The sequence below is a fragment of the Mycobacterium sp. 852014-52450_SCH5900713 genome (assembly GCF_001667075.1).
GTDB lineage: Bacteria > Actinomycetota > Actinomycetes > Mycobacteriales > Mycobacteriaceae > Mycobacterium.
In genome coordinates this window covers 22,818-49,596 of sequence record NZ_LZIL01000057.1, presented here as the reverse complement: position 1 = coordinate 49,596, position 26,779 = coordinate 22,818, and the positions used below count along the sequence as shown (strand labels likewise).

30 protein-coding genes are annotated in these 26,779 nt (G+C 69.6%); 20 read left to right on the top strand and 10 right to left on the bottom strand.

Going from position 1 to position 26,779, the window contains the following annotated elements; translation table 11 throughout:
• The first annotated feature begins 76 nt into the window (after positions 1 to 76).
• The 12 genes from A5773_RS17950 (at position 77) to A5773_RS17895 (ending at position 9,766) form a co-directional block, all read left to right on the top strand.
• The gene (locus A5773_RS17950; protein ID WP_067791916.1) at positions 77 to 2,254 is read left to right on the top strand and encodes an AAA family ATPase; all 2,178 of its coding nucleotides are present in this window, start codon (positions 77 to 79) and stop codon (positions 2,252 to 2,254) included.
• Positions 2,255 to 2,859: 605 nt separating this feature from the next.
• A complete protein-coding gene (locus A5773_RS17945) occupies positions 2,860 to 3,390 on the top strand; it encodes a hypothetical protein (RefSeq protein WP_156744881.1) in 531 nt (176 codons plus the stop codon).
• On the top strand, positions 3,387 to 3,941 hold the full coding sequence (locus A5773_RS17940) for a hypothetical protein (protein WP_156744879.1): 555 nt from the start codon (positions 3,387 to 3,389) through the stop codon (positions 3,939 to 3,941). The genes A5773_RS17945 and A5773_RS17940 overlap by 4 nt, the downstream gene beginning before the upstream one ends.
• Entirely contained in the window at positions 3,938 to 4,300 is a 363-nt protein-coding gene (locus tag A5773_RS17935) for a hypothetical protein (RefSeq protein WP_156744877.1), read from the top strand. The genes A5773_RS17940 and A5773_RS17935 overlap by 4 nt, the downstream gene beginning before the upstream one ends.
• A 203-nt stretch (positions 4,301 to 4,503) precedes the next feature.
• A complete protein-coding gene (locus tag A5773_RS17930) occupies positions 4,504 to 6,066 on the top strand; it encodes a terminase large subunit domain-containing protein (RefSeq protein WP_067791885.1) in 1,563 nt (520 codons plus the stop codon).
• Between the two features lie 52 nt (positions 6,067 to 6,118).
• Positions 6,119 to 6,493, top strand: a complete 375-nt coding sequence (locus A5773_RS17925; protein WP_067791882.1) for a hypothetical protein — start codon at positions 6,119 to 6,121, stop codon at positions 6,491 to 6,493.
• Positions 6,494 to 6,615: 122 nt separating this feature from the next.
• Positions 6,616 to 6,870 carry a hypothetical protein gene (locus A5773_RS17920; protein WP_082948296.1) on the top strand — a complete coding sequence of 85 codons (255 nt, stop codon included), beginning with the start codon at positions 6,616 to 6,618 and terminating at the stop codon, positions 6,868 to 6,870.
• The gene (locus A5773_RS17915; RefSeq protein WP_067791876.1) at positions 6,867 to 7,598 is read left to right on the top strand and encodes a hypothetical protein; all 732 of its coding nucleotides are present in this window, start codon (positions 6,867 to 6,869) and stop codon (positions 7,596 to 7,598) included. Before A5773_RS17920 ends, A5773_RS17915 begins: the two co-directional genes overlap by 4 nt.
• A 33-nt stretch (positions 7,599 to 7,631) precedes the next feature.
• Positions 7,632 to 8,456 (top strand): hypothetical protein, encoded by an 825-nt coding sequence (locus A5773_RS17910; protein WP_067791873.1) that lies wholly within the window; start codon positions 7,632 to 7,634, stop codon positions 8,454 to 8,456.
• A 5-nt stretch (positions 8,457 to 8,461) separates the two neighbouring features.
• Positions 8,462 to 8,857, top strand: a complete 396-nt coding sequence (locus A5773_RS26325; protein WP_232001882.1) for a hypothetical protein — start codon at positions 8,462 to 8,464, stop codon at positions 8,855 to 8,857.
• Positions 8,858 to 9,454 (top strand): hypothetical protein, encoded by a 597-nt coding sequence (locus tag A5773_RS17900; protein ID WP_067791867.1) that lies wholly within the window; start codon positions 8,858 to 8,860, stop codon positions 9,452 to 9,454.
• A gap of 75 nt (positions 9,455 to 9,529) precedes the next feature.
• Entirely contained in the window at positions 9,530 to 9,766 is a 237-nt protein-coding gene (locus tag A5773_RS17895) for a hypothetical protein (RefSeq protein WP_067791864.1), read from the top strand.
• Positions 9,767 to 9,775: 9 nt separating this feature from the next.
• Here the strand turns inward: A5773_RS17895 and A5773_RS17890 are convergent, their stop codons facing one another.
• Together A5773_RS17890 and A5773_RS17885 are read right to left on the bottom strand one after the other, a co-directional pair.
• Complete coding sequence (locus A5773_RS17890) at positions 9,776 to 11,332, bottom strand: hypothetical protein (protein ID WP_156744875.1); 1,557 nt, start codon at positions 11,330 to 11,332, stop codon at positions 9,776 to 9,778.
• Positions 11,333 to 11,609: 277 nt separating this feature from the next.
• Entirely contained in the window at positions 11,610 to 12,890 is a 1,281-nt protein-coding gene (locus tag A5773_RS17885) for an NRAMP family divalent metal transporter (protein WP_197505759.1), read from the bottom strand.
• Positions 12,891 to 12,978: 88 nt separating this feature from the next.
• Here A5773_RS17885 and A5773_RS17880 point away from each other — a divergent pair, with 88 nt between their 5' ends.
• A complete protein-coding gene (locus tag A5773_RS17880; RefSeq protein ID WP_067791860.1) occupies positions 12,979 to 14,100 on the top strand; it encodes an epoxide hydrolase family protein in 1,122 nt (373 codons plus the stop codon).
• On the opposite strand, the gene A5773_RS17875 is transcribed toward A5773_RS17880, so the two are convergent.
• The gene (locus A5773_RS17875; protein WP_067791933.1) at positions 14,097 to 14,912 is read right to left on the bottom strand and encodes an oxygenase MpaB family protein; all 816 of its coding nucleotides are present in this window, start codon (positions 14,910 to 14,912) and stop codon (positions 14,097 to 14,099) included. The two genes, A5773_RS17880 and A5773_RS17875, sit on opposite strands and share 4 nt — an antisense overlap.
• A gap of 282 nt (positions 14,913 to 15,194) precedes the next feature.
• Here A5773_RS17875 and A5773_RS17870 point away from each other — a divergent pair, with 282 nt between their 5' ends.
• Positions 15,195 to 16,139, top strand: a complete 945-nt coding sequence (locus A5773_RS17870; protein WP_067791857.1) for a cobalamin biosynthesis protein — start codon at positions 15,195 to 15,197, stop codon at positions 16,137 to 16,139.
• On the opposite strand, the gene A5773_RS17865 is transcribed toward A5773_RS17870, so the two are convergent.
• Genes A5773_RS17865 through A5773_RS17855 form a run of 3 tightly spaced genes read right to left on the bottom strand, consistent with a single transcriptional unit; the run spans position 16,121 to position 18,133 of the window.
• A complete protein-coding gene (locus tag A5773_RS17865; protein ID WP_067264963.1) occupies positions 16,121 to 16,954 on the bottom strand; it encodes an SURF1 family protein in 834 nt (277 codons plus the stop codon). The two genes, A5773_RS17870 and A5773_RS17865, sit on opposite strands and share 19 nt — an antisense overlap.
• An 11-nt stretch (positions 16,955 to 16,965) precedes the next feature.
• Complete coding sequence (locus A5773_RS17860; RefSeq protein ID WP_067264927.1) at positions 16,966 to 17,457, bottom strand: low molecular weight protein-tyrosine-phosphatase; 492 nt, start codon at positions 17,455 to 17,457, stop codon at positions 16,966 to 16,968.
• A complete protein-coding gene (locus A5773_RS17855; RefSeq protein WP_197507892.1) occupies positions 17,450 to 18,133 on the bottom strand; it encodes an HAD-IA family hydrolase in 684 nt (227 codons plus the stop codon). Before A5773_RS17855 ends, A5773_RS17860 begins: the two co-directional genes overlap by 8 nt.
• Positions 18,134 to 18,214: 81 nt before the next feature.
• Between A5773_RS17855 and cobC the strand changes: the two genes are divergently transcribed.
• Genes cobC through A5773_RS17825 form a run of 6 tightly spaced genes read left to right on the top strand, consistent with a single transcriptional unit; the run spans position 18,215 to position 23,039 of the window.
• On the top strand, positions 18,215 to 19,243 hold the full coding sequence (gene cobC / locus A5773_RS17850) for an Rv2231c family pyridoxal phosphate-dependent protein CobC (RefSeq protein WP_067791854.1): 1,029 nt from the start codon (positions 18,215 to 18,217) through the stop codon (positions 19,241 to 19,243).
• A complete protein-coding gene (locus tag A5773_RS17845) occupies positions 19,240 to 20,373 on the top strand; it encodes a Nif3-like dinuclear metal center hexameric protein (RefSeq protein ID WP_067264936.1) in 1,134 nt (377 codons plus the stop codon). Before cobC ends, A5773_RS17845 begins: the two co-directional genes overlap by 4 nt.
• Positions 20,373 to 21,110 (top strand): zinc ribbon domain-containing protein, encoded by a 738-nt coding sequence (locus A5773_RS17840; RefSeq protein WP_066951676.1) that lies wholly within the window; start codon positions 20,373 to 20,375, stop codon positions 21,108 to 21,110. Before A5773_RS17845 ends, A5773_RS17840 begins: the two co-directional genes overlap by 1 nt.
• On the top strand, positions 21,107 to 22,219 hold the full coding sequence (locus tag A5773_RS17835; protein ID WP_066951679.1) for a bifunctional RNase H/acid phosphatase: 1,113 nt from the start codon (positions 21,107 to 21,109) through the stop codon (positions 22,217 to 22,219). The genes A5773_RS17840 and A5773_RS17835 overlap by 4 nt, the downstream gene beginning before the upstream one ends.
• Positions 22,220 to 22,235: 16 nt before the next feature.
• Complete coding sequence (locus A5773_RS17830) at positions 22,236 to 22,817, top strand: TetR-like C-terminal domain-containing protein (RefSeq protein ID WP_067791851.1); 582 nt, start codon at positions 22,236 to 22,238, stop codon at positions 22,815 to 22,817.
• A gap of 21 nt (positions 22,818 to 22,838) precedes the next feature.
• Positions 22,839 to 23,039 (top strand): hypothetical protein, encoded by a 201-nt coding sequence (locus A5773_RS17825; RefSeq protein ID WP_067200991.1) that lies wholly within the window; start codon positions 22,839 to 22,841, stop codon positions 23,037 to 23,039.
• 4 nt (positions 23,040 to 23,043) lie between these two features.
• Here A5773_RS17825 and A5773_RS17820 read toward each other — a convergent pair whose 3' ends face one another.
• From A5773_RS17820 to A5773_RS17805, 4 genes are all read right to left on the bottom strand, one after another.
• Positions 23,044 to 24,555 carry a molybdopterin-dependent oxidoreductase gene (locus A5773_RS17820; protein ID WP_067791926.1) on the bottom strand — a complete coding sequence of 504 codons (1,512 nt, stop codon included), beginning with the start codon at positions 24,553 to 24,555 and terminating at the stop codon, positions 23,044 to 23,046.
• A 44-nt stretch (positions 24,556 to 24,599) separates the two neighbouring features.
• Positions 24,600 to 24,794 carry a ferredoxin gene (locus tag A5773_RS17815; protein ID WP_067791848.1) on the bottom strand — a complete coding sequence of 65 codons (195 nt, stop codon included), beginning with the start codon at positions 24,792 to 24,794 and terminating at the stop codon, positions 24,600 to 24,602.
• Entirely contained in the window at positions 24,791 to 25,960 is a 1,170-nt protein-coding gene (locus A5773_RS17810) for a cytochrome P450 (protein ID WP_066951692.1), read from the bottom strand. The genes A5773_RS17815 and A5773_RS17810 overlap by 4 nt, the downstream gene beginning before the upstream one ends.
• A 78-nt stretch (positions 25,961 to 26,038) precedes the next feature.
• Positions 26,039 to 26,749 (bottom strand): 2OG-Fe(II) oxygenase, encoded by a 711-nt coding sequence (locus A5773_RS17805; RefSeq protein WP_067791845.1) that lies wholly within the window; start codon positions 26,747 to 26,749, stop codon positions 26,039 to 26,041.
• Positions 26,750 to 26,779: the final 30 nt, after the last annotated feature.

Below are 26,779 nucleotides of genomic sequence, written 5' to 3'. Positions count from 1 at the left end.
GAGGACCGAAACGGCGATGCCCGCCTGACGACGAGGCGGGCATCTTCACACCGACTACTCCGAGGGACGGAGCGACATGACCGATAGTACGACAGCCGCCAGGGACACATCGGCGACCAACGGCAGCGGGCCGGGCGACGCCGACGGCGACGCCAAGGACTACGGCAAGGGCCAGGGCGGCAGGCCGGGCAAGTTCTACGACGGCGACGGTCCCGACGCCCGCGCGCAATGGTTCGACGGCGTGCATTGGGCCGACGCCCTCAACGTCGATCCCGAGACGCCCATCGCCGACGTCTGCGGCATCGAGACATGGAAAGCGGTGCGCAAGTTCTGCCGCCAGTACGACGTTTCGATGTACCTGCCCGACGGTGCGACCAGCATGACGTTCGCCGACTTCAGGGTGCTGCCGATCGCGGTCATGTCCGGCGCCAGCCCCAAGGTGTCGCTGACCCGCGCCCAGGTCGCCGAGTTTGCCGCCGACACCCTCACCGATGACCCGCACGTCATCGGCGCGCGGCTCAGCAAAGCGCGGTGGGAGCGGTTCGATCGCAAGGAACGGATCGACACCGCCCTGTCCGCCAAGAAGATTCCGGCGGCCACCGCCTACGCCCTGGAGGAGATTGAGGCGGTTGCCGGTGCCGACGTCGCCGAGGCGTGCAGGGCGCACATCGAGAACGCCAACCGCCGTGCCTGGTCGTCGCCCAGGCCGAACAACTTGCGCGAGCACGAATACGTGATGACCGCCGCCGAGCTGGTCGATAAGCCGTTCGACGTGCCGGTGGTGACGATCGCCAAGATGACCAAGGCGACCGAGGCCGAGGTCAACGCCGCCCTGGCCGAGCTGGCCGTGGCCAAAATCCGGTACGACGACGAGCTACGCAGCCGCGCCAGGGCGGGCGACGTGCCCGAGCTGGACCTGGACGCCGAGGTGCTTAAGGTGTCCGAGCTGGCCAAGCTGGAGCCGGTGCGCCCGCTGATCGAGGGGTTCATTCCCAGGGGTCAGTTGGCCGACCTGAACGGGCCGCCCGGCTCCGGCAAGACGATGGCGGCGGTGAGCATGGCGGCGGCGATCGCCTCGGGCAAGCGGTGGTGCGGCCACGTCGTGCCAGAGCGCGCGGCGGTGCTCTACATCGCCGCCGAGGGTGCCGCCGGTATCCGCGCCCGGCTGTTCGCCTGGTGCGAGGTCAACGGCGTGGACCCCGCCGAGCTTGAGGAGTGGTTCATCATCGCGCCGAGGGCGGTGCAGATGGGCGAGGACGGCCACATGGAGCAGGTCCGCAAGCTGGTCAAGAAACACAACGTGGCCCTGGTCGTGTTCGACACCCGCGCGCGCTGCACCGTGGGCGTGGAGGAGAACTCCGCGACCGACCACGGCAAGGTCATTCGCCGCGCCGACGACATCAACCAGCAGACCGGCGCGGCTGTGCTGGCCGTGCATCACACCGCCGCCGGTAGCGATCGGGCGCGCGGGACGACGGTCTGGGACGGCGGCGTGTGGTCGTCGCTGCTGCTGGGCCGCCCCGGTGGCAAGAAAGCGAAGTCCCGCAAGATCGAGCTGACCTGCGTCAAGCACAAGGACTGGCCGGACGGCTGCCCGCACCCGTTCAAGCTCGCCGGGCACACGGTCAGCGAGGAGCTGATGCCCGGCGTGCCCGCCGCCCTTCGGTCCACGCTGGTGCTCGTCGGCGTCGATCCGCTGGCCGCCGACGACACCGACGACGCGCAGAACCTCAGCGAGACCCAGGCCGACGTGCTCGCGCTCGTCGCCGAGCTGGGCGGCGGCGACGGGCTGACCAGGACCGAGATTGTGGGTTTCGCGCTGGAGCGCGGGCTGGGTTCGCGGAGCGGCATTTACACCGCGATCACTGTCCTGACCGACAAGGGCAAGCAGCTCGTCAAGGTGCCCGGCACCCAGCGGCTCGCCGTGCGCGAGGTGGTCGAGGGCGTGCCGGACGACAAGGACGCCGTTTCGGCCGTGGGGTCGCCGACCTACACCGCTGCGGTCAACACCATCATCGAGAACCTGTGCGCCCGCCGCGCCGAGGGCCGCATTACCGACGACATGCCCAAGACCGACGCCCACAAGCTGGTCGGCGGCCACGTCGTGCCCTACGCCGAGGCGTGGTCCCGGTGGCTCGCCGCCTCGCGGCCGGACGACCCCAAGCTGGTGGACAAGCTCAAGTCCGCGCCCGCGTCCAAGGGCGCGTCCAGCGGCGCGTCCAAGGGCAAACGGGGCGGCGGGACAAAACAGTGAAAACCACCGCCCACGCCGTCGGGCAGCGACCAAATCGCCTTACTGACCTGCGATTTTCCAGACTTGTCCAGGGCATCGGCTGGACACCGCCCCGCAATTTGGAAAATCCCAGGTCAGTAAGGGTGCCGTCGGTCTGGACACGGCTGGACGGATTTTCCGGCGTCCAACCTGTCCAGCACTGTCCCATCAACATCAAAAGCCTTACTGACCTGGGATTGTCCAGATGTCCAAATCTGTCCAAATCACCGTTCCCAAATGTCCAGAAACACGGCATCCCTTTAGGGTGCCGCTGGACAAGGGCCGGGACGCTGGACGGAGTAGCGGAACAAACAGACGACACCAGCAGTCAGCCGGGCGGTGTGGTGCCCGGTGCCGCTGGTGGCCAGCCCAGGAGGCGGTGGCGGCCAGCGACATGCACCCCGGCCACGACCGGAAGGGAGGCGGTGTCGGCCTGCGCGAGCGCCAGCCCCGGCCATGACCCTGACGCGATGGGGAAGCGGTGGCGGTCTGTCCTCTCTCCCGGTGGCGCTGACCTTGACCAGCCGCGCCGCCCGCGCGGCTGCGCGCCAGCTCGGCGCTGCACGGTAGTTCGGTACGAATTAGGTATGCCAGGTCCAACCAAGGGGATGACCCGCCGCGACAGCCGACAGCGCGCGGCGGCGGCGGCCGGGCTGCGGTCCGATCATTGGTCCTGGCGGGAGGTTGCCCGCCAGCTCGGTTACCGCAGCATCGGCGCGGCTCAGGCCGCCGTCAAAGCGCACATGGAGCGCGAGAACTGCCAGCCCGCCGAGATGACCCGCTGGGAGCAGATCGAGCACGTCAAGTCACGCCAGCGTGTCCTCGGCGGCGAGCTGGCGGCGGCGACGCTGGCGGGCGACGTGGACAAGATCGTGATGCTCAATAAGGAGCTGGCCCGCAACGGCGACCAGTTGGCCAAGCTGACCGGGACATACGCGCCCGACCGCCGACAGGTGGATGTCAGCGTGGACGCCACGCCGTCGGCGGCGGTGGCCGAGTGGCAGCGCCAGATGCACGAATTAGCTCGCGGTGGACAACCTGCTGTCCAGCGCCCTGTCCAGCCCGCCGCCCTGGTGGCGGCGGCCGATGTCATTGACGCCGAGGTGATCGAACGATGAGCACACCGACTAGGCCCGCCGCCGCTGCTGCCGTGGGCGTGCCGGACCCCGATGCCGTGGACGCGGTGGCCGTGCTGATGACCGAGGTGTCAGAGGGCCGCCTGACCGCCGACACGATGGCCGACCGCGCCGCCGCCCGCGTCCGCGAGGTGTTCGGCCAGTGCGATGGCCCAGCCGATCCGCTCTGGCCGGTCCACGTTGATCTGTGCCGCCAGGTGCTCGGCCACGGTGGTCTCCCGGCTGCCGAGCTTGCCCAGTGGCTCAGCGTCGCCCGCAGCCGCGAGAATCCATCGCGGCCGGGGGATTACCCGCTCGCGCCGGGGGAGACCGGCAGCGGTGAGCTGAGCGCCCAATACGGCGGCGCTGACGCCGAGGCCGAGGCCGAAGCGAAACCCGTTGCGCGACAAGCGGACACAGTGGACGCAATGGACGCAGTGGACGACGACGACGAAACCATCGAGGTGCCCGACGAGCTGGCCGATCAGATCAAGGCTCTGATCGCGCAGCATCACCGCGAGCACCCGCGACCGCGAGAGGACGACAACCAATGACGCTGAGAGTGACCCGCCGACCGCGCCGCCCCGGTGCCCGCGCCAGGGCCAAGGCTGCGCCCGAGGCCACCGCGATGGCCACCGAGACCACGGCCGCCGACGCCCAGCCGGTCGCTGCCGACGCCGAGGCCGCGCCCGAGCCACCGCGACGGGTCCACATGTTCGGCAGCCAGTACACCGTGAAGATGAGCTTTGAGGAGCTGATGCGCACTCGCGGATACCTCGGCGAACAGGTTCTACTGCGCCGCAGCCTGGCCGAGTCGGGCAGCGCCCCGCAGCGCCAGCGCCACCGCGCCCGCGAGGCTGCCGCCCGACGCGCTGGACACGCGCCGGGCACCGTGTTGTGGCCCTCGGAATAGGCCGCTGTGCCACCGCTTTCACCCCACGCGCTGGTGCCGTGTCGGCAACTCGGGGTATGGCTCGGCCTCTGCCGGCATTTGCCAAGCTACCTATATGGGCAGCTCAAAGCCAAGAGCAGCGTTAACCGTAGACCCAGCGACCGCTGGTGAACACGGCAAGCGGGCCACCGACGACGACACAAAACACCAGGTCAGGAGCTTTCATGTTCGCCGACACCGAGACCGCCGCCCGCGCCCTGGCCGAGGCCGAGCACCTGGCCCAGCGCCGCGCCCGCCGGGTGCCGACGACGCCGCACCACCTCGGGCACCGGGTGCTGCCCAACTACCGGGTGACGCCCAGCGTCGCGCTGATCGGACAGGAGGTTGACCGGGCCATCCGGCAGCGTGATGACCGGCTCATCATCACCGTGCCGCCGCGCGAGAGTAAGTCCACCACCAGCGCCGTCCTCGGCTCGCTGCTGGCCCTGACCCGCAACCCCGACACCAGGATCATCCTGGCGTCATACGCCGACGAGCTGGCCGAGACCCACAGCCGCGAGGTGCGCAGGTTGATCAGCGACCACGGCGACCAGCTCGGCCTGGCCCTGTCATCGGACAAGTCCAGCGCCGGTCAGTGGACCATCGACGGGCGGCGCGGCGGGCTGCTGGCCTCGGGCATCCTGAGCGGTATCACCGGGCACGGCACTGACGGGCTGTTGATTGTGGACGATGCGGTCAAGAACATGGCCGATGCCGACAGCCCGACGCTGCGCCGTCGCGTTGTTGAGGAGTTCCGCGCCACCCTGATGTCCCGCGTAGAGCCGGGCGCGTCGGTGGTGGTCATCGGCACTCGTTGGCACCCGTCTGACCTGATAGGCACGCTGCTGCGCGAGGAGGGCGACCGCTGGCGGCTGGTGGCCATCCCGGCGGTGGCCGCCGTCGGCGTGCCCGACAGCCTCGGCCGCGCGCCCGGCGAGGCCCTGTTGTCGGCGGTGGGCCGGACCGCTGCTGACTTCGATGAACGCCGCCGCAGCCTGGGCGAGCGCGCCTGGTGGGCGGAATTTATGGGCCTGCCAGCCAGTCCCGAGGGCAACGTGATCAGGGCGGACTGGCTGGACGCCTGGCGGCTGTCGGCCATGCCGTCGAACCTGTTGCGGACCGTCGTCGGCGTGGACCCCAGCGACAGCGGGCGCGGCGACGCGGCGGGCATCGTGGCCGCCAGCCTGACCGCCGAGGGAACCGTGGTCATCCACCGCGACATCAGCGCCCCGATGACGCCGGAGGCATGGGCCTCGGCGGCGGTCCAGCTCGCCCTGGACGTGGATGCCAGCGAGATCGCGGTGGAAGCGTTCACCGCGAGGGAGGGTTACCTGTCGGTGGTCCGCAACGCGCTGGCCCGGCACCCGGCGGCGCACATCATGGTGACCGCCTGGCCGCCCAAGGGCCAGGGCAACAAGGGCAACGCGCTGGCCCGATCCAGCAAGCTGGTGCAGGGCCTTGAGACCGGCACCGTGCGGCTGGTCGGCGTGCTGCCCGGCTGGGAGACCGCCGCGACGGGCTGGCAGGGCGGTGACCACCAGGCCGACTGTGTGGCCGCAACGGTGGTCGCGCACGACGTTCTGAGCCGTGGCGGCGGTGTCTACATCGCCGACCCAATAGCGGCGCAGCGGCGGGCACTGACCAGTGAGCCGCCCGCCTGGCTGACCCGCTCGCTGTCGGACCGGCCAAGTGGTGGCAACTTCAACGCGCTGCTGGGCCGCGACGCCGACGGGACGCCGTACTACTGAGCCACACGACCGGCATAGGCTGTGTGAACCGCCCAAGCCGTACATTGAGCCAATGTCGGACGAGGCCAAGGAGCGCGCGGCGGCTCGGGCCGAGGAGCTGTTTGACCGGAACGCGGCATTGGAACGCGGAGACCGGGTGACCAAGGACCAAGCCCGGCGAGCAGCGCAACGCGCCGACGAAGCCCATGAGCGCGCCGCCGCCGCGCACCGCCGCGCCGCTGACCGGCACGACGAATCGGCCCGAGTGCACGACCGAGCCGCCGAGGTCCACGACGACGCGGCGGAGGCCGGTGTCGGTGACCCCGCCGAGCATCATGCCGCTGCTGAGCGACATCGCCAGGCTGCTGCCGCCGACCGCTCCGCCGCCGACACGGATCGCCACGACGCCGCTGCCGACGAGGAGCAACAGAGGGCCGACCGCGCCTGACGCTGACGCTGCACAATTCGGGTTAGCAAGGTTATCTTTATATCCCGCAACAGTTTTCGTGACACGCCCGGCCGAAGTAGCGAAGCAGCCGCGCTGCACGGCCGTGTGCTCTCATGGTTGGCGTGACCGCCACCATTCCATGCAAGTACGCGACTGATCCGGGCGCGCTGACCCCGGCGCAATGGTCGGGAAAGCTGGCCGCGCTGCGCTCTCGGGGTGCGGCTGACGCCGACCATCGGGTCGCCGAATGTCTCGCTGCCCTGGCCTACTGGCGAGTGCGGCGGGTGCTTGACGCTGACCGCGAGCACTTGAATCCCGCCCACGTTCCGGCGCTGGCTGACATGCTCAAGCACGCTCACCCGGCGGTGGCCCGGTGAGTGTCCGCCGCGCCGTCAAGCGGTTCGGGACACCCGCCTACCGTGCGTCGCGGCCGGGTCAGCCGACCAACAGCCTGCGGATTCCCGGTCGCCAGGTTGATCTGCGCCAGCGGCGGCGTACCGGCCTGGCAGCCGGTCACTACGGCAGCGACTGGAGCCTGGCCGCCGAGATTGCGGCTGTGTGCGCGCCGCTGGCGCAGCGCATCGCCGCCGCTGACCGGCCTGCCCGGTTCCGCCATTCCGCCACGGCGGGATCGGTGCCGGACCTGGCCGAGGCCGTCCACGAACTAGTCGGTGTTGTCGTCGGCTGGGTCACCGAGCGCGAGGCGCTGGCCAAGACCGCGCACCTGGCCGCCGAGCCGGGCAAGCGGCGGTATGCCATCACCACGTTGTGCGACCTGGCCACCCGGCCGCCGCTGCCCGAGGTGACCGCCGAGGCGCTGGCCGCCGGTTCCTGGTCGGCCGACCTGGTGGCGATGGCCGAGGGCGTGGACATGTCGCTGTCCGACATGCTCAGCCATGCCTGGCCGCCCGGCGCTGCCGCACTGCGGGGTCAGCCGTCGCGGTCGGAGCGCCTGGACGCGCTGCTGCGCAACACGCTGGACCGCGCCGCGCTGGCCCTTGAGCGCCGCCTGGACCGCGACGACGAGCGCCCTGCCCAGATCGCCCAGACCACCGAACCCGACCCGCGCGCCGAGCTAGCCGCGCTGGGCATCGCCACCGACTGAGCACCACCGACTGACCCGAGAGGACCACCCGACATGACCAGCACAATGCCCGAGGTGACCACGTACACCGAGATGCTGCCGGTGCCCTTCACCGCGCCGCTGATGAACCCCGCGCCGAACGGGCTGTATGCCGCGACGCTGTGGGCCGAGGAGGGCGACGGCCCGACCCGCTGGCTGGACAGCGGCGTGGAGATACGCGGTGCGAACTACAGCGATGGACAGGCCAGCGGCGTGTGGGATGCCGACTGGTGCACACCGCCCGCGCTCGATGGCCCGCGCAAGTCAGGCGACCGGCCGGGCATCCTGGACCCGTTCGCGCCCATGACCATCTGGAGCTATGACGAGTGCGACCTGACCCAGCCGAGCCGCGCCGAGGTCCGCTCCCGCGCTGCCCAGACTCTCCGGCTGGAGGAGCAGACCGCCGCCGAGCGGGAGTTCTCCGCGCGGCTGCTGGCCGACGCGGCGGCTCTGCCCGGCGGTATCGCCAGCGCGGCCGACCTGGTGCTGGCGGTGGGCCAGCTTGAGGCCGCGTTCGGCTTGACCAACACCGTGGGGTTCATCCATGCCGGTACTCAGTGGCTCGCGCCGCTGACCGAGGCCCGGTTGGTCAGCCGGACCGGGACTAGCTGGACCAGCCCGGCCGGGCACCGCTGGGTGTTCGGCGGCGGGTACGTCGATGGCCTGGAGGACACCCTGGTGGCCACGTCGCCGACGTTCGGCTGGCGCAATTCGGTGCAGGTTAGGGAGGCGATTGACGAGCGCCACAACCTGTTCCTGGCCATCGCCGAGCGGTCGCTGGTCATCGGGTACGAGGCGGCGGTGGACGCGGTGGCGATCACGCCCGAGGCGACGCCGTGACCACGATGACCGAGGCCGACGCCATCACCCAGGACGACACCGACCAGGACGCCGACACGTCCGGCGGCGTCTGCTGGGAGTGCGGCGGGCCGTGCTTGACCTACAAGGGTTCGGTTCACGGCTGGCGCTGCATCGCCTGCCTGCACCGATACCTGGACGACGGCGCGGCCAAGGCTGCCGCCCGCGACCGCCGGGACCGAGAACGGTTGGCGCGCAAGGCACTTGACGCGGCAATCCAGACTTCTGTCACTGCAAACGGTCAGCGTCGGGAGGGCGGCGGCTCCGCGCTATGTGCCGCGCCGTCCTCCGGCGCTGACCGACAGGAGAGAGCGGCGGCACCGCGATATGTTCCGCGCCGCTCGGATGATCACCACCACCACCTGACCAGGGAGGACACCTAGATGACCACCACCAAGGCCCGACGCCGCCCGCTGGCGTTCGCCGACCTGACCGCGCGCGAACAGATCGGCCTGCGCACCGCCATCCATGAGGCCGGGCACGCGGTGGCCGCCACCGTCCTGGGCGGCCGTATCCACGCGGCGGTGCTGACCGACGGCCGGGTGTCCGGCATCCACGGCAAGACCGTCCACGCCGAGGTGGCGGCCGGTTCGTGGCCCTCGGTGGTCTATGCAGGCCCTTGGGCCGAGGCCCGCTGGCTGGACGGTAAGCGTCCCTCTCAGCGGCTACTGTTCGCCATCTTGGAGGGCAGTGGCCACCTGGACAACAAGGCGCTGTGCGCGGCGGCGGCGGCCGACGTGAGCGGCGACACCAGCAACGAGGCCCGGCTGACCGTGCCACCGCTGCTGGAGATGACGTGGCCCGCCGTGGTCAGCGTCGCCCAGGTGCTCCACCGCCAGGGCGAGGCCCGCCACGACGACGTGTGCAAGGCGCTCGGCATCAGCGACGGCGGCGGGCCGGGCAGCGCCCAACTGGCCCACATCCGCGCTGGGCTGCGGCCGGTGCCGCCTATCGACGCCAGGCCGCCGGTTCCGGCCTGACTTCACCCGGTTGTTGCCGTGCCTCGGCGGCGGCGACCGGCCATCACTGAACACACCGAACACCGAGGAGACGACATGACGACGACGATGACGACAGCCGACCGCTGGGCGGTGGACTACTGCCCGCAGTGCTGCCCGGCCGGTGATAAGGCCGACAGGTCGGTGCGCCTGGCCGCGATGACCGCGCCCTACGCGGTGACCGCTGGACGTGGGCGGTGGGCGCTGTGCAAGTACCGCTGCGCGAGCTGCGGGCACACCTGGCAGCGCGCCGACCTCTGGACGGCCAAGATGGTCGGCTTGCCCGCCGCCTGACCCGGTTGCTCAGTCCCAGCGGAACAGCTGACGGTAAAGCGCCTCGGTGGGGTGCGGCTCCGGCGGCCTGTATCCGGTGTCGGTCACTTTGCCCAGCAACTCGGCGGCGTCGGGAGCATTCGCGGGCTTAGTGCACATGATCAGAAACGTGAACAGATCGACGTATTCGAGGCTGGCCCTGAACAGCTCCACGGCGGTGGTGGCTACTTCGGCCACGGTCGTCGGCTGGCCGAAGATCGCGTTAGGCGGTGTGGTCCGCCAGACCCCGAGGCGGTCTACTAGCTCCTGGGTCAACTCGACGTCCGTCTGGCCGAGGTCAATCGCGATGGCCTGGCTGTTGCCGTAGGTCCGGTTGGTGAATGACCCGGTGGGTAGGACGGCATCGTGGATACGATTGCGCAGCTGAGAGCAGGCGAACGCGAACCGCTGCAACTCACGCAACCGGGTCAGCTGTGGCGCACCGGGATAGTTAGGGTCCACGTAGTCATCGAGTGTCTTGGACGAGTGCAGCGACTTGCGCACGTCCTTGCCGGAGGTCGGGTCGAGCCAACGCACAAAGGCGCGCCCGTACCCGTCGAACACCGCCATCAGGTAAAGCAACTCGCGGTCAAACGCTTCGCTGACGAACTCGATGGTGTCCGCCGAGGGGGCGGCGTCGCGCCCGTTGGTTCGGCTCAGCGCGGCGAAAACCTCATCGAGCGCGCGGGCTGCCCGGCGGATTCGTGTCCGGATGGTGTCGATCTCGGCGACCGCCTGGAAGTCTCCGAGCTGGACGGCGACGATACGGAACATGTCCAGCCAACCGAGCAAGCTGGCCAGGCCGATGTCATACGTCTCCGTCACCGACGGCGGTTCCATCTTCTGGACAACGCTCATAGTCGGACTAGCTGACCGATACTCGGCAACGATCCGGTTGCCGGTCATCCGCAGGTAGTGGCCGAACACTGGGTGCAAATCGTCGGGCGTGACCGTGGTGACGATGTCGTTGTCGCCCACGTCTGCGCGGCCCACTGTCGGTCCGAGCGACACGATGACGTCGGTGCCGACCCCGAACCCGGTGGCGGCAAGCACGGCCGCGCGAACGCGGTCATCCACGGCCAGATCAGTCGTCGGCGCGGTGTGCGCGTCAATCTCCGAGAAGATGTCGAAAGTCCGGCAATTGCGCCAGCCCCGGCGCTCCTCGCCTCGCATTTTCGACACACCGAACTGCATCGCATCCATGAATCGACCGGCGCTGGCCCGGTCGGTGTAGTCGATGACGTAACGCTCCTCGACTTCGCATGCCTGCATCCACGCATCGGCCAGCCCGGCGTCGTCGTCGGCGAACACGAGCAGCATCGGCGTGACCACATCCCGGCGCAGGACGTGCACCAGGTCCTCGTAGTCGCCGGGCTGCGGGCCGAGCGTGTGCAGGTCCAGGCCCACGACCAGAGGCCGCGTCGCGGGTCGGATCGGGAACAGCTGTGGATGCTCCTTGGCGACGGCGCGGGCGTAGCGGAGGAACTTCGCGTGCGGGCCGTCCGACGGAATCATCGGAGTGGTCTGGGCGGCGTTAGCAGAGGCCATGACTTCATTCTCGCGCGGGGGTCCGACACTTTCCGGCGTGTCGTTTTGGTCTGTCCGTCGCAGTGTCGAACGCCGTACGCCGTGTTGCCGCCAAGTTGCCAAGACACGGCGAAACCGGGTGAACACAGTGGACAAGGTGAACAATCGGGCCGCCGTTGAGCTGGACATATCCGACACCGCCGGACGCGGTTGCACACGTTCCGGTCCCTTTACACACCAGCGGTCGGCGGTTCGATACCGTCCGCGCCCACCATCGAACCCGTCGGCTTCCACCCGCTCACGGCCCGACGATCAGCGAAGCGAGCAGGGCCAGGGCGCACACGCCCATGATCGCGACGATCGCCCACCCCATGACGTTGGCGAACCAGTTGTTGGTGTGCCGGCCCATGATCGCCCGGTTGTTGCCGACCAGGGTGATCATCGCCATCAGGGGCGGGGCGAGCACGCCGTTGACCGCGGCCGCGTAGTAGAGCATCCGGAACGGCGGAATCCCGATGAAGTTCAATCCCACGCCCACGAGCGTCGCCAGGGCGATCACCAAGTAAAAGGCGCGCGCCTCGCGGAATGTGTAACCCAGGCCCGCTTTCCAGCCCAGCGCTTCCGATAGCGCGTAGGAGGCCGAGCCGCTCAGCGTGGGCACGGCCAGGAAGCCGACGCCGATGATCCCGGCCGCGAAGAGCAGATAGGTCAGATCGCCGGCCAGCGGCCGCAGGGCCAGTGCCGCCTGGTCGGGGGTGTCCACCGACGTCACGCCCGCCGTGTGAAGTACGGACGCGCAGGTCAGGATGATGAAGAACTGCACGATGTTCGAGAAGCCCATTCCCACGGCGGTGTCGGCGCGCATGCCGCGGATGTCGCTTTCGAGCACGACCGGCACGCCCTTGCCGTAGAACTTCATCCGCCCGCGGGCGAAATCCTCCTCGGCCTCCTGGTCAGCCTCCCAGAAAAAGCAGTAGGGCGTGATCGTGGTCCCCAGCACCGCCACGATGTTCAGCGCGTAGTCGCGTGACCATTCGACGTGCGGGGTGAACGCGCTGAGCGCCACCGTGGGCCACCACGGATGGTGGACGACGAACGCTGCTACGACGTAGGCCAACAGGCTCAGGCACACATACTTGAGGAACCGCGCGTAGGCCGGGTAGGGCACTGAGATCTGTAGTGCCAGCGAAATCCCGACGATCACCGCCAACCAGGCCAACAACGGGGCGTGAACGAGCAACTGACCGGTTGCCGCCATCGCGCCGAGGTCAGCCCCGACATTGACGGTGTTGGCGACCAGCAGTAGCGACACGGCCACGTAGAGCACGCGGCGCGAATAGTGCTCGCGCAGCACCGCCGCCAGTCCGCGGCCGGTGACCATGCCGATCCGTCCGCAAATCTCTTGGATCGCACCCATGAACGGGTAGGTCCATGCGGCGACCCACAGCTGGGCATAGCCGAACTGGGCACCCGTTTGGCTGTAGGTCTGAATGCCCGAGGGGTCATCGTCAGACGATCCGGTGACGAACCCCGGCCCGAGAATGTGCCAGGCGGCCGCGGCGCGGGCACGAAGGGACACGCCCGAATGATGGCACATGGCTCGGCTGTCGATGGACTTCTGTGGCCCGCGCCGGTGTGGCAGCCTCAGGGGCGTGAATAGCGAACCCGTGGAACCGTTTCGCATCGACGTCCCCGACGACCTCCTGGAAGACCTGCAATCGCGGCTGGCCCGCACCCGCTGGCCGGAAGCCGAATGCGTGGACGACTGGAGCCAGGGCATACCGCTGGCCTACACCCGCGACCTGGCCGGGTATTGGGCCGACGAATACGACTGGCGGTCACGCGAGGCGGCGCTGAACCGCTTCGACCAGTTCATCACCGAAATCGACGGGCTCGACATCCATTTCATCCACCAGCGCTCCCCGCACGACGACGCGTTCCCGCTGCTGATCACCCACGGCTGGCCCGGCTCGATCGTGGAGTTCCACAAGGTGATCGAGCCGCTGACCAACCCGGCGTCCGGGCGCGCCGAGGACGCCTTCCACGTGGTCTGCCCGTCGCTGCCCGGATATGGGTTCTCCGGCAAGCCGACGCGCACGGGCTGGGGCGTGGAGAAGATCGCCGAGGCCTGGGAGACGTTGATGCTGCGCCTGGGCTATGACCGCTACGGCGCGCAGGGCGGCGACTGGGGCGCCGCCGTGACCACGCAGATCGGCCGAAACGGCGGCCACTGCGCGGGCATCCACCTCAACATGCCGATCGGTCGGCCCACGCCGGAGTCGCTGAAGAACCCGACCGAAGAGGAGCAGCGGGCAATGGCCGCACTGGCCGAGCACCGCAAGTGGGGCACCGGCTATTCCAACCAGCAGTCCACCCGGCCGCAGACGCTGGGTTACGGGTTGGCCGATTCGCCGGTGGGGCAGTTGGCGTGGATCGTCGAGAAGTTCTGGGCGTGGGCCGATTGCGGCGGCCATCCGGAGAATGTGTTCACCCGTGACGAGCTGCTGGACAACGTGATGGTCTATTGGGTGACCAATACCGGCGCGTCATCGGCCCGTCTGTACTGGGAGAGCTTCCGGGTGTGGGGGCAGCTGGATCGCGTCGAAATGCCCACGGGCGTAGCGGCTTTCCCGGGCGAGCTGCTGAAGGCGCCTAGAAGCTGGTGCGAGCCGGTCTACAACATCACGCACTGGACGACGATGGAGCGCGGCGGGCACTTCGCCGCGTTCGAACAACCGGAGCTGTTCGTCGACGACGTCCGCGCGTTCTTCGCGACGGTGCGGGCTTAGACGATCCGCCAACCCCGCCGCACACGAAATCGCATGTCCCACAGGTAGATCTGGTATCCGAGGAGCCAGACCCCGTGCGGCAGGAAGAGGTCTGCCAGCCGCAGCGTGGACAGCAGCCACTCGAACCGGCGCTGCCGGCCCCGCGACCAGTCCAGCCGCATCAGCGCGCGAAACTCCGGAGCCAGAAACCCCGTCGTCGCAAACAGGTTGAACGGGCCGGCCAAGACGCGCAACGGCCACGGCAGGAACGCCAGCGCCGCCACGCCGCGCAGATGCTCTCGTACCGGAGGGTCGATGCGCAGCTCGTCGAGCGAGCTTTTCCAATACGCGTCGAACGCCGCCCGGTCCGGCGGCCACATGCGCTCGGGCACCTGCAGCGTGGTGCCCAGGCGCTTGGCGTCGACGTAAACCGCGTCGGCGGCGTCGTCGTCGAGCGGGCCGTGCAGAAACTCGTGCTGATCGACGAAATAGCGGTACAGGCACGACGCCACCCACAACTGCAGCTTAGGGTCGAAAGCGTTGTAGGACACCGGGCTTGACGACATGGATCGGACCTGCCGGTGTGCGATGTCCACGGCGCCGCGGATCAACGCGCGGTCGGACTCGGTGCCGATGGTGGCGACCGCGAGGTAGGTGCCGGTGGTGCGCGCCCGCTTGAACGGATGCTTGTAGACGTTGCCGCTGTCCACCGGGCTTTCCAGCACGCCGTACCCGACGCCGGGCAGGGACAACTGCATGATTACGTTCGCGGCCGGGAGCAGCAGTGCCGCCGGGTTCAACAGGTCGGCGACCCGGGTCGCGGGCCGCTTCATCGCGGACGACGCCATGCCGTCGAGTGAACCACGTACCGCGGCCGAGACGTTAGAACCGGCCGAAAACGGGCACATCTGGGCAGATGAGTACCCAATTCGGCGTCCCGGCTTCCGGGTCGCCGCGCCAACGGGCGGCCATGTCGACGGGCGCCCTCGAATCATCCCTACTGATGTGATGGGTGATCGTCGTGCTGATCGCCGCGGTGATCGTCGCGGCAATCTTCGCGATGGCGTAGGCCGCGCTGATCGTCTGGCCGGCGCCTCGTGTGAGACGCTGCCAGGGTGTTGGCGACGCGGACCCGGCTGGCCGGCGTGCTGGCCGGCTACCTGGCCGACGTCGCGCTCGGCGACCCGGCGCGGGGGCATCCGGTCGCGGCCGTCGGGCGGGCCGCCGCCGGGTTGGAGAAGATGACCTACCGCGACAGCAGGGTCGCGGGGCTGGTGCACGTCGGCGTGCTGGTCGGGGCCGTCAGCGTGCTCGGCGCCGCGCTGCAACGGACCGCCGACCGCGCTGGCCCGCCGTGGTCGATCGCCGCCACCGCAGCGGCCACCTGGGTATCGGTGGGCGGAACATCGTTGGCGCGCACCGGCATGGCGATGTCGGAACTGCTGGAGCGGGCGGACATCGAGGCCGCGCGCCGGCTGCTGCCGTCGCTGTGCGGGCGCGACCCGGCCCGGCTGGACGGTGCCGGCCTGACGCGGGCGTCGCTGGAATCGGTCGCGGAGAACACATCCGACGCCCAGGTGGCGCCGCTGCTGTGCGCGGCAATGGGCGGGGTGCCCGCGGTGCTGGCGTACCGCGCCGTCAACACGCTGGACTCGATGATCGGTTACCGATCGGCGCGCTACGCCCGATTCGGGTGGGCCGCAGCGAGATTGGATGATGTAGCCAACTACGCCGGCGCGCGGGCGACGGCGGCGCTGGTGGTGATGTTCGCGCCTTTCGTCGGCGGGTCGCCGTCGGGCGCGGTGCGGGCCTGGCGCCGTGATGCCGCCCGTCACCCCAGCCCCAACGCCGGTGTCGTCGAGGCGTCCTTCGCCGGGGCGCTGGGGGTGCGACTCGGCGGGCCCACCCAGTACCGCCACGAGTTGCAAATCCGGCCGACCCTGGGCGACGGCCACGAGCCGACGGTGGCCGACCTGCGCCGTGCGGTGGCGCTCTCGCGGACGGCGCAAGCGGGTGCCGCACTGCTGGCGGTGCTGCTCTGTTACCTGCGGCGGCCGTAGCGGTCGGCGAGTTTCGCCTCCACGGTCGTCGGGGCTTCCGAAGCCGGCGCCGCGTCGGCCGCGGATTGCTGTTCCTTTTCCCGGCGGCGCGCGCGGATCTCGGAATATGCGAAGTAGCCCAACCCGAGTGGCGCGACGATGCCGAAGGAAATCCACTGGATGCCGTAGGACAGGAAGGGGCCGGCGTCCAGGTGCGGCACGCCGATCACGCCGAGTCCGCCGGGCTGGTCCTCGGTCAACTGAAGATACGAGCCCGCCAGCGGGACCTTGGTCAGCGCCGCGACCTGTTCGGTGCTGATCGAGTACACCTGCTGCACACCGTCTTGGGCGAAGGGGTCTTTGCCCGGCGCGATGGCCTCGGAGTCGCGCAGCCGCGCGGTGATGGTGACCGTGTCCTGGGGCGGGCGGGGGATCGGCGGCACGTGGGATCCCTGTTCGGGCCGCACGTAGCCCCGATCCACGAGCACGGTGGGTCCGGCGTCGACGACGAACGGTGCCAGCACCTCGAACGCCGGCTTGCCCTCGATCACCCGCAACCGGGCGAGCACCTGGACGTCGGGCAGGTAGTGCCCGGTGGCCGTCACGCGGCGCCATTGCGCGTTCGGTGCCGACGAATCCTGTTGCGGCAGCAGTGTTTTAACAGGAACGGGCCCGGTGTTGAGGGAATACTCGATCTGCCGGTTCTCCCGCGACGTCCGGTTGTGCTTGCCGAGCTGCCAGGGCGCCAGCACCGTGAAGCACAGGTAAGTGAAGGCGATGACCACCAGTGCCAGCGCGATCCAGCCGGGTCGCAGCAGGAACGTCAGCCGGCGCATCACCCTCGGCATCAGGACGATCCGTTTCCGCCGAGTCGGTCGTCCACCCAGGCGTGCAGGCCGGGCAGCGCGGCCTCGATGACGGCGAAGACATCCTCGAAGTCCTGTGCGTCGCCGTAGTAGGGGTCCTCGACGTCGAGGGCGTGGGCGCTCGAACGCGGGTCGAAGGACCGCAACATCCGCACGCGCTCGTCGTCGACACCCAGCTCGCGCAACATCCGAAGGTGGTTGCGGCCCAGCGCCACCACCAGGTCGGCCGCCAGATGGTCGGCGTCGACCTGAGCGGCGCGGTGGTCGGTGGAGTAGCCGTGGGCGCGCAGCACATCGGTCGCCCGGTCGTCGGCGCACTGGCCGACGTGCCAGTTGCCGGTGCCCGCGCTGGTCACCCGAACGGCGTCGGCCAGGCCGCGGCGGCGCAGCTGGTCGGCGAACATCTTCTCGGCCATCACCGACCGGCAGATGTTCCCCGTGCAGACGAAGGTGACGTGCAGTGGTTCAGACACCGAGCGCCGCCCGCAGCTCGTCGATGGTCGCGGCGTGCGTCACGCCGGTGACGCTGAACCCGTCGGCGAAATCGTCCCGCCCGTAGCCCCAGCCCACCACCACCGTGTCGATGCCGTGCGCGGCCGCGCCGTGCACGTCGTGGCTGCGGTCGCCGACCATGAGCACCCGCTCGGGCAGCGGCTGCAGCTGCTCCAACGCGTGCGCCAGCACGTCGACCTTGGTCTTGCGGGAGCCGTCGGGGCTGGCCCCGGCGATCACCTCGAAATGCCGGTCGAGCCCGAAATGGGCGAGGATGCGCCGGGCGGTCGGTTCCAGCTTCGAGGTGGCCACGGCGAGCCGGACGCCGGCGGCGCTCAGATCGGCCAGCAGCGGCTCGATGCCGTCGAACGGCGTGTTCATCGCCCAGCCCCGGCTGCCGTATTCGGCGCGGAAGGCGGTGATCGCCCGCTCGGCGTCCTCGCCCAGCATGGACCGGAAGGTGTCGTCCATCGGCGGGCCCACGATCTGTGCCACCAGGTCGCCGTCGGGCACCGCGACGCCGACGTGCTCGAGCGCATGCAGGAAGCTGGCCACGATGCCCTCCGCGGAGTCGGTGAGGGTGCCGTCGAGGTCGAAGATCACCAGCTCGGTGGTGCGGCCCGGCGACGGACGATCGGTGGACGTTGTGCCTGTCACCTCACCATTGTCCTCGATGGTCGCGTCCGGGTGTGACGGTGTCGCTCCCACCCGCCCAAACGGCCCACTAGTGTTTCTCGGATGGCGAGTCTGAACATGAGCCCGCCTGCGACCCGCTATCACGGTGATCAGGCCGTCGCACCCGGGATGCTGGATTTCGCCGTCAACGTCCGTCACGCGCAACCGCCCGAGTGGCTGCTGCGGCGGCTGGCCGCGCGGCTGCCCGATCTTGGGCGCTACCCGAGCGCCCAAGACGTGCGCTCGGCGCAGGACGCGGTCGCGGAGCGGCACGGGCGACACCGCGACGAGGTGCTGCCGCTGGCCGGGGCCGCGGAGGGGTTCGCGTTGCTGAGCAACCTGCGTCCGGCGCGGGCGGCGATCGTCGCACCCTCGTTCACCGAGCCGGCGGACGCGCTCAGCGCGGCCGGGGTGGCCGTGCACCACGTGGTGCTCGATCCGCCCTTCGGCCTGGACGCTGTGACCGTTCCCGACGACGCCGACCTGGTCGTGGTGGGCAACCCCACCAACCCCACCTCGGTGCTGCACACCCGCGAGCAGCTGCTCGCGTTGCGCAGGCCGGGCCGGATCCTGGTGGTCGACGAGGCGTTCGCCGATTCGATCCCGGGCGAACCGGAGTCGCTGGCCGCTGACTCGCTGCCCGACGTGCTGGTGCTGCGCAGCCTGACCAAGACGTGGGCGCTGGCGGGATTGCGGGTGGGCTACGCCCTGGGCTCCCCGGAAATGCTGGCCCGGTTGACCTCTCAGCGTGCCCATTGGCCGGTGGGGACACTGCAACTGGCGGCCATCGCGGCGTGTTGCGGCCGGCAGGCCGTCGCGGAGGCGGCGGCCGGTGCCATCCGCCTGGCGGAGTTGCGCGCCGAGATGGTGGCCGGCCTGACGTCGGTGGGCGCCGAGGTGGTCGACGGCCGCGCGCCGTTCGTGCTGTTCCGCGGGGCGGACGCCGTTGATATTCGAAAGAAGTTGCAGGACAGGGGGATTGCCATCCGTCGCTGTGATACGTTCGTCGGCTTGGACGAGCGTTACCTGCGGGCCACGGTGCGCCGGGAGTGGCCGCTGCTGGTTGCGGCCATCGCGGAGGTGCGCCGGTGAGCGTGCGGCTGGCCGACGTCATCGACGTGCTGGACGAGGCCTACCCGCCGCGGCTCGCCGAATCGTGGGACTCGGTGGGCCTGGTGTGCGGCGACCCCGACGATGCGATCGAGTCGGTGACCGTCGCGGTGGACGCGACGGCCGCGGTCGTCGACGAAGTTCCGGCGGGCGACCTGCTGCTGGCCCATCACCCCTTGCTGCTGCGCGGGGTCGACACCGTGGCGGCCAGCACGCCCAAGGGCGCGCTGGTACACCGCCTGATCCGAACGGGGCGTTCGCTGTTCACCGCGCACACCAACGCCGACTCGGCCTCACCGGGCGTGTCCGATGCGCTGGCCCAGGCCCTCGGCCTCACCGTCGAAGCTGCCCTGGAGCCGCGAACGGCCGCTCCCGACCTGGACAAGTGGGTCATCTATGTGCCGCGTGACAACGCGGAGGCGGTGCGGGCGGCGGTGTTCGAGGCGGGCGCCGGGCACATCGGCGACTATTCGCACTGCAGCTGGAGCGTCAGCGGCATCGGGCAGTTCCTGCCGCACGAAGGGGCGTCGCCGGCGGTGGGCAGCGTCGGAGCCGTCGAGAAGGTGGCCGAGGACCGGTTCGAGGTCGTCGCGCCCGCTGGGATCCGGGCCGCCGTGCTGGCGGCCATGCGCGCCGCCCACCCCTACGAGGAGCCCGCGTTCGACGTCTTCGCGTTGCTGCCCCCGCCCGGTGACGCCGGGTTGGGCCGCATCGGCGCCCTGCCCCGGGCCGAACCGCTGCGCGACTTCGTGGCCCGCGTCGAAGCCGCCCTGCCGCGCACGGCGTGGGGCGTGCGCGCGGCCGGCGATCCCGACCTGCCGGTATCCCGGGTCGCCGTTTGCGGCGGCGCCGGGGACTCGCTGCTCGATGCCGCGGCCGGCGCGGGTGTGCAGGCCTACGTGACGGCCGACCTGCGGCACCATCCGGCCGACGAGCATCGCCGGGCCTCCGGCGTGGCACTGATCGACGTGGCGCACTGGGCGAGTGAATTTCCGTGGTGCCACCAGGCCGCCGACCTGTTGCGGTCCCGTTTTGGTGCCGCGCTGCCGGTGCGGGTATGCACCATTCGCACCGACCCATGGAATATGGGGCAAATGGAGGGTGACCACTGATGAAGGCCGAAGTCGCTCAGCAGCGTTCGCTGCTCGAGCTGTCGAAGCTGGACGCCGAGCTGTCCCGCATCACGCACCGGGCCAGCCATCTGGCGGAGCAGCAGGCCTGCGAGCGGCTGCAGGAGGAACTCAGCGCCGCCGGTGACCGCGTGGGCGCCATTCGGATCGCGTTGGAGGACATCGACGTTCAGGTGTCGCGGTTCGAGTCCGAAATCGAGGCGGTCCGGCAGCGCGAGGACCGCGATCGGTCGTTGCTGCAGTCCGGTGCCACCGACGCGAAGCAACTGTCGGATCTACAGCACGAGCTGGAGACCCTGACGCGCCGCCAGGCCAGTCTGGAAGATTCGCTGCTCGATGTGATGGAGCGCCGCGAGGAGCTGCAGTCCCAGCTGGATGACGGGCAGGGCAAGGTCGAAGCGCTGGAGGCCGAATTGGCCGAAGCCCAGCGGGCTCTCGACGCCGCGCTCGCCGAAATCAGCGAGACCCGACAGACGCATTCGTCGCGGCGCGAAACGCTGAGCGCGACGCTGGACCCCGCCCTGTCCGCGTTGTACGAACGCCAGCGCGCCGGGGGAGGCCCGGGCGCCGGGCCGCTGCTCGGGCGCCGGTGCGGCGCCTGCCGCCTCGAGATCGACCGCGGCGAGATGTCGCGGATCTCCGCCGCCGCCGAAGACGAGGTGGTGCGGTGCCCGGAGTGTGGCGCGATCCTGTTGCGGGTCAACGGGTTCGACCAGTGAAGGTGGTGATCGAGGCCGACGGCGGGTCGCGCGGCAATCCCGGCCCGGCCGGATACGGCGCCGTGGTGTGGACCCAGGACCGCTCCACGGTGCTCGCGGAGAACAAGCAGGCCATCGGCAGGGCCACGAACAACGTGGCCGAATACCGTGGCCTGCTGGCCGGTTTGGACGACGCCTTGCGGGTCGGCGCGACCGAGGCCGCCGTCTTCCTGGATTCCAAGCTGCTGGTGGAGCAGATGTCGGGGCGCTGGAAGGTCAAGCATCCCGACCTGATCGAGCTGCACGGCCAGGCCCGAGAGCTGGCGGCGCGGTTCGATCGGGTCAGCTACACCTGGATTCCGCGGGACCGCAACTCGTACGCAGATCGGCTGGCCAACGAGGCGATGGATGCGGCCGCCGCCGGCGGCCCCGGGGAAGATCCCGGGCAGGCCGAGGCCGAGCCCGCGAAAACCGCTGCGCCGCAATCCCCGCAGGCGCCCGGATGGACCGGTGCGCGCGGTACGCCGACCAGGCTGCTGTTGCTCCGACACGGCCAGACCGAATTGTCGGCGCAGCGCCGTTACTCGGGGCGCGGCAACCCGGCCCTGACCGAAGTGGGGCGCCGGCAGGCCGACGCCGCGGCCCGTTATCTGGCGCAGCGCGGCGGAATCTCGGCCGTGTTCGCCTCACCGCTGCAGCGGGCCTACGACACGGCGGCCAGGGCCGCCAAGGCGCTCGGCCTGGACGTGACCGTCGACGACGACCTGATCGAGACCGACTTCGGCGCCTGGGAGGGGTTGACGTTCGCCGAGGCCGCCGAGCGTGACCCGGAGCTGCACGGGCGCTGGCTGCGGGATACCGGCACCACCCCGCCGGGCGGTGAAAGCTTCGACGACGTGCTCGACCGGGTGCTGAAGGCCCGCGGACGCATCATCGCAGCGCACCAGGGCACAACGGTGCTGGTGGTGTCCCACGTGACGCCGATCAAGATGCTGCTGCGGCTCGCGCTGGAGGCCGGGCCGGGCATCCTGTACCGGCTGCATCTCGATCTGGCATCGCTGAGCATTGCGGAGTTCTATTCTGACGGGGCGTCTTCCGTGCGTTTGGTGAACCAGACGGGCTACCTGTAGGCGCCAAGGAGAACTCATGCGGCCGTCCCAACCATCAGGAGATCCGATTCCTGCGGACATTCGGGCGCTGGTGATGCCGGCCGTGCTCGACGAGTTGACCCGATGGGGCGTCGAGCGGTTCAGCATCGAGGCGTTGGCCGAGCGGCATCACTTCGATCCCGCGATGGTGTACCGGTATTGGGCGGATCGGCGCCAACTCATCGTCGACGCGGTTCTTTCCGACGTCGAGACGGTGAGCTCGGGAACCGACACCGGCTCATTGCGGGGAGACCTGGAGGCCCTGGCCCGCAATGTGACCAATCGGATCAACACCGAAGTCGGCTGCACACTATTGCGCGCGCTGGTGATGGACGGCCGTCGGGGGCACGATGAAGTCACCCGCGTGCGGTTCTGGCGGGCACATTTCAGTGCGATGCGCGCGGTCGTGGACCGGGCCAGGGAGCGGGGCGAATTGCGCGACGGCGTCAACACCCTGGCCGCGGTTCAGATCCTGCTGGCGCCGCTCAACATTCGGGCCCTGTACTCCGACGTTCCCGTCGACGACGACTACCGCGCCGCCATCGTCGACATGGCCTGGCACGCGCTCGCCTGCCGGTGAGCCTGGTCGTACCATCCGCCTATGAGAAGGACATTCGTCGCGACCTTAGCCTTCGGTTTGATCGTCGCCTTGTTCGGTCTGATCTGGGCACTTCAGGGATTCGGGGTGCTCGGCGGTAGCCCGATGAGCAACACCACCACCTGGTCGGTCATCGGTCCGATCACGGCGGTGATCGGCATCGTGATCGCGGTAGTCAGCTGGCGGAAACTCTCGTCGAAATAGGGCCTCACGTCCCCGTCACGGTGAAGTCCACCGTGTGCCAGCCGGTGGCGCCGTCGGGGACCGTAGCGACCCGATCCGCAGTCTGGGTGGCCCCGGTGTTGTCGGTGGCGCGCACCGTGATGCTGTGCTGCCCAGGGCTCTTCGCCTGCCAGGGAAAGCTCCACAGCCGCCAGGTCTCGTTGGAGTAGCTGGCGCCCTGTTCGGCGGCCTGCCACGCGCCGTCGTCGATGCGGACTTCCACGGACCGCACGCCGCGATTCTGCGCCCAAGCGACACCACCGAAAACCACGGGGCCCGCCGGCACCCGCTGACCGCTTTTCGGCACGTCGATCCGCGACTCGGTCTTGACGGGTGCGCGCGGTGCCCAGCCCTGCCGCGTCCAGTACGCCTCCGCCTTGTCGAAGCGGGTCAGCTCCATGTCGACCAGCCATTTGGTGGCCGACACATACCCGTAGAGCCCGGGCACCACCAGCCGGGCCGGATAGCCGTGCTCGATCGGCAGGGGCTCACCGTTGAGGGCGACCGCCAGCAGCGCGTCGCGGCCATCGGTGAGCGCATCCACCGGAGTGCCGGCAGTGAAGCCGTCGATCGACGTCGACAGCACCATGTCGGCCTCCGGACGCACACCGGCCGCGGCCAACAGATCGGCCACTCGATAGCCCGTCCAAAGCCCGGTCGAAACGAGCTTGCCGCCAACGGGATTGGACACGCAGGTAAGCGTCGCCACCTTTTCGACGACGTCAAAACCGGCGAGGTCGGCGAAGGTGTAGGTGGCTTCCCGGTTCACCATGCCGTGAATGCGCAGCCGCCAGTCGGAGTGGCTGAGTTGGGGAACGGTGAGCGCGGTGTCCACCCGGTAGAAGTCGGCGCTGGGGGTGACGAAGCTGGGCAGCGCAATGCCTTTCGACTGCACATCGGCGGGTATCGGGGGCGCCGGGGTGCGCGGTGTGGGCAGCGTGAAGCTGGTGCGGTCGGCGGCCACCGAATGCACCAACCGCGTGATGATCGCGCCCGCCACGCCGCTCACGACTCCGAATCCGAGCACGCCGAGCACCACCAACCTGCGCCTGCCGGCATCGGGCTCGTCGTGGTCGCCGGTGTCTTCGGGGACCGGCCGAAAACGACGGGTGAGCAGGCGCAGGGCGGCGACGCCGCAGGCCGCGCCCGCGATGGTCGGGATCGTGTCGAGCGCCGTCGCGCCCGGCCGCGTCAACACCGCGACGCATCCGAGCGCGCCCGCCGCGGCGATAACGGCGCTACCGATTGGGCGGCGGAGGGTCTCGAACGTCCCGGCAATGGCGGCGATTGCGGCGATCACCACCAGTACGGCCACGGTTAGGAAGAGTTTGTCCAGCGAGCCCAGGATCTGAATCGCCCACTCTTTGACCGGGCCCGGTGTCAGGTCGACGACGGCCGCGCCGATCGCGGCCCGCGAGTCGGCCCGCGCACCGAACGGTATGCCCACCAGCTGGGCCACCCCGAGCGCGACGGCCGCGGCGGCGACCCCGGCGATCATCCGCTCGTTCGACGGTGCGGCAGCCACCGGAGTCACGTTCTGCTTCAACGGGTTAGGGAGATGGCGCCTTCGGGGCAATTCTGCTCCGCGGTGACGGCCTGCGCCTCGAGCTCGCCGGACACCTCATCGACGAGCACGACGGAGTGGCCGACCTCGTCGGCGTCGAAGACGTCGGGCGCCAGGGTGTAGCAGCGCCCGTGCCCGGTGCAAAGGTCGGCGTCGACGACTATCCGGGTCATGGTGCCGAGAACACCAGCGGCAGCGACTCCACCGAACGCAGCGCGGCGGTGTAGGTCAGCTGGGTGCCGGGCTTGATCTCGTAATCCGGTATGCGCCGGTGGAATTCGCGTAACGCCACCCGCAACTCCATGCGGGCGAGGTGCGAGCCGAGGCAGCGGTGCGGGCCGCCGCCGAAGGCGCGGTGCCGATTCGGGTTGCGGGTGAAGTCCACCAGCTCCGGGTCGGCGAACTCGGCGGGGTCGGTGTTGGCAGCGCCCAATAGCGGGCTGACCCGTTCGCCCTTGCTGATCGGACACCCGCCCACCTCGACGTCTTGAATGGCGACCCGAGCGACGCCGGGCACCGGTGTCTCCCAGCGCAGCAACTCCTCGACGGCCCCGGGCAACACGTCGGGCTGCTCGACCAGCTGACGGCGGTGGTCGGGGTGGCGCGCGAGGTACACGAAGAAACAGTCGAGCGAGTCGGTCACCGTGTCCAGCCCGGCGATCAGGAACAGGAAGCAGATGTCCAGGAGTTCTTCGCGCGACAGCGGCTGCCCGGCGATGTCGGCGGCGATCATCGCCGACAGCACGTCGTCGCGGGGGTTGGCGATGTGCTCGTCGATCGCACGGTCGAAGTAGTCGTAGATCTGTTGTGCCACTGCTGCGGAGCTGTCGTGGCGGCGGTCGAAGCCGGAATCCCCCTCCGGGCGGATCACGCCGTCCTTCCACTCCAGGAACTTGTCGAGGTCCTCCAGCGGCAGCCCGAGCACCTGTAGGAAGACGGTGCACGGCAGGGGCACCGCGAACTCGGCGTGAAAGTCGCAATGGCCCCGATCGGCGAAGCGGTCGATCATCTCGTTCACCAATTCGGCGACGCGCGGCTCGCGCCTGGCCATCTCCCGCGGAGTGAACAGCGGGTCGAGGACCCGGCGGTACTTCGCGTGTTCGGGCGGGTCGATCTGCAGGGGGATCAGCGGCCGCACGTTGCCCAGGTCGACGGCGTCCATGTTCGATGAGAACAGCTCGGTGTGTTTGAGCGCCATCTCGATGTCGGCCAGGCGACTGAGAACCACCGCCTGCGGCGACCGGAACACCGGACTCGTTTCGCGCAGCGCCTTATACATCGGCTGCGGCTCCGCGAGACCAGTCATGGTCTGGTCGACGAACCCTTCGGTTTCTGTCATCTGGTCAGACTGGCACCAACATCCCCGCTGGGCAATGGTCAATGCTAAGCGGTCGCACAATCGGTGTGCGGCGAGCTTTCAGGCCGCGTCGTGAAAGATCAGCCCCATCGCGTAACGCTCACCGGAGCGCACCACCGACACCCCGTGCCGCACCGGTGCCGCGGACCAGCCGCGGCTGGAGGGCACCGGCCGCTCCCGCGTGGTGAACACGAATCCATGGCCCTGCGGCAATTGCGTTGCGGTGCCGCGGGACTGTGCGCGCGGCCGCTGTTCGACGAGCAGGAACTCGCCGCCGGTGTAATTGGTGTCGGGTTCGCTCAGGTTGATCACCACCTGTAGCGGAAAAACCAAGTCGCCGTAGAGGTCTCGGTGCAAGGCGTTCCAGTCGCCCGGGCCGTACCTGAGCATCAGCGCGGTGGATCGGGTCTGGCCCGCCGCGTGGCAGGTGGCCAGCCAATCGTCGAGGCTGTCCGGCCAGGGCGCATCGCGGCCCAGCCTTGCCCACCAGTCGCGGGCGATCGGCAACAGGCGGGGGTACAGCGCCTGTTTGAGCTCCTCGATCGGGTCGGGATAGGGCGCGTGGAAGTAGCGGTACTGCCCGGCGCCGTACCGCTTGGGCGCCATGTCGATGGTCGAGCGGAACAGGTCGTCGTCGCCGTAGAGCTTGCGGAGCCGGGCCGCCTCGCTGGTGGTGACCAGCCGCGGCAGCAGCGCCCCGCCGTACTCGTCGACCGCGCTGGCGATGGCGTCCCAGTCGCCGGAGTCGACGCGCTTCGTCCACCGGGACATTCGCGTCCTTCCGTGTTCCTGCCTGCGAGG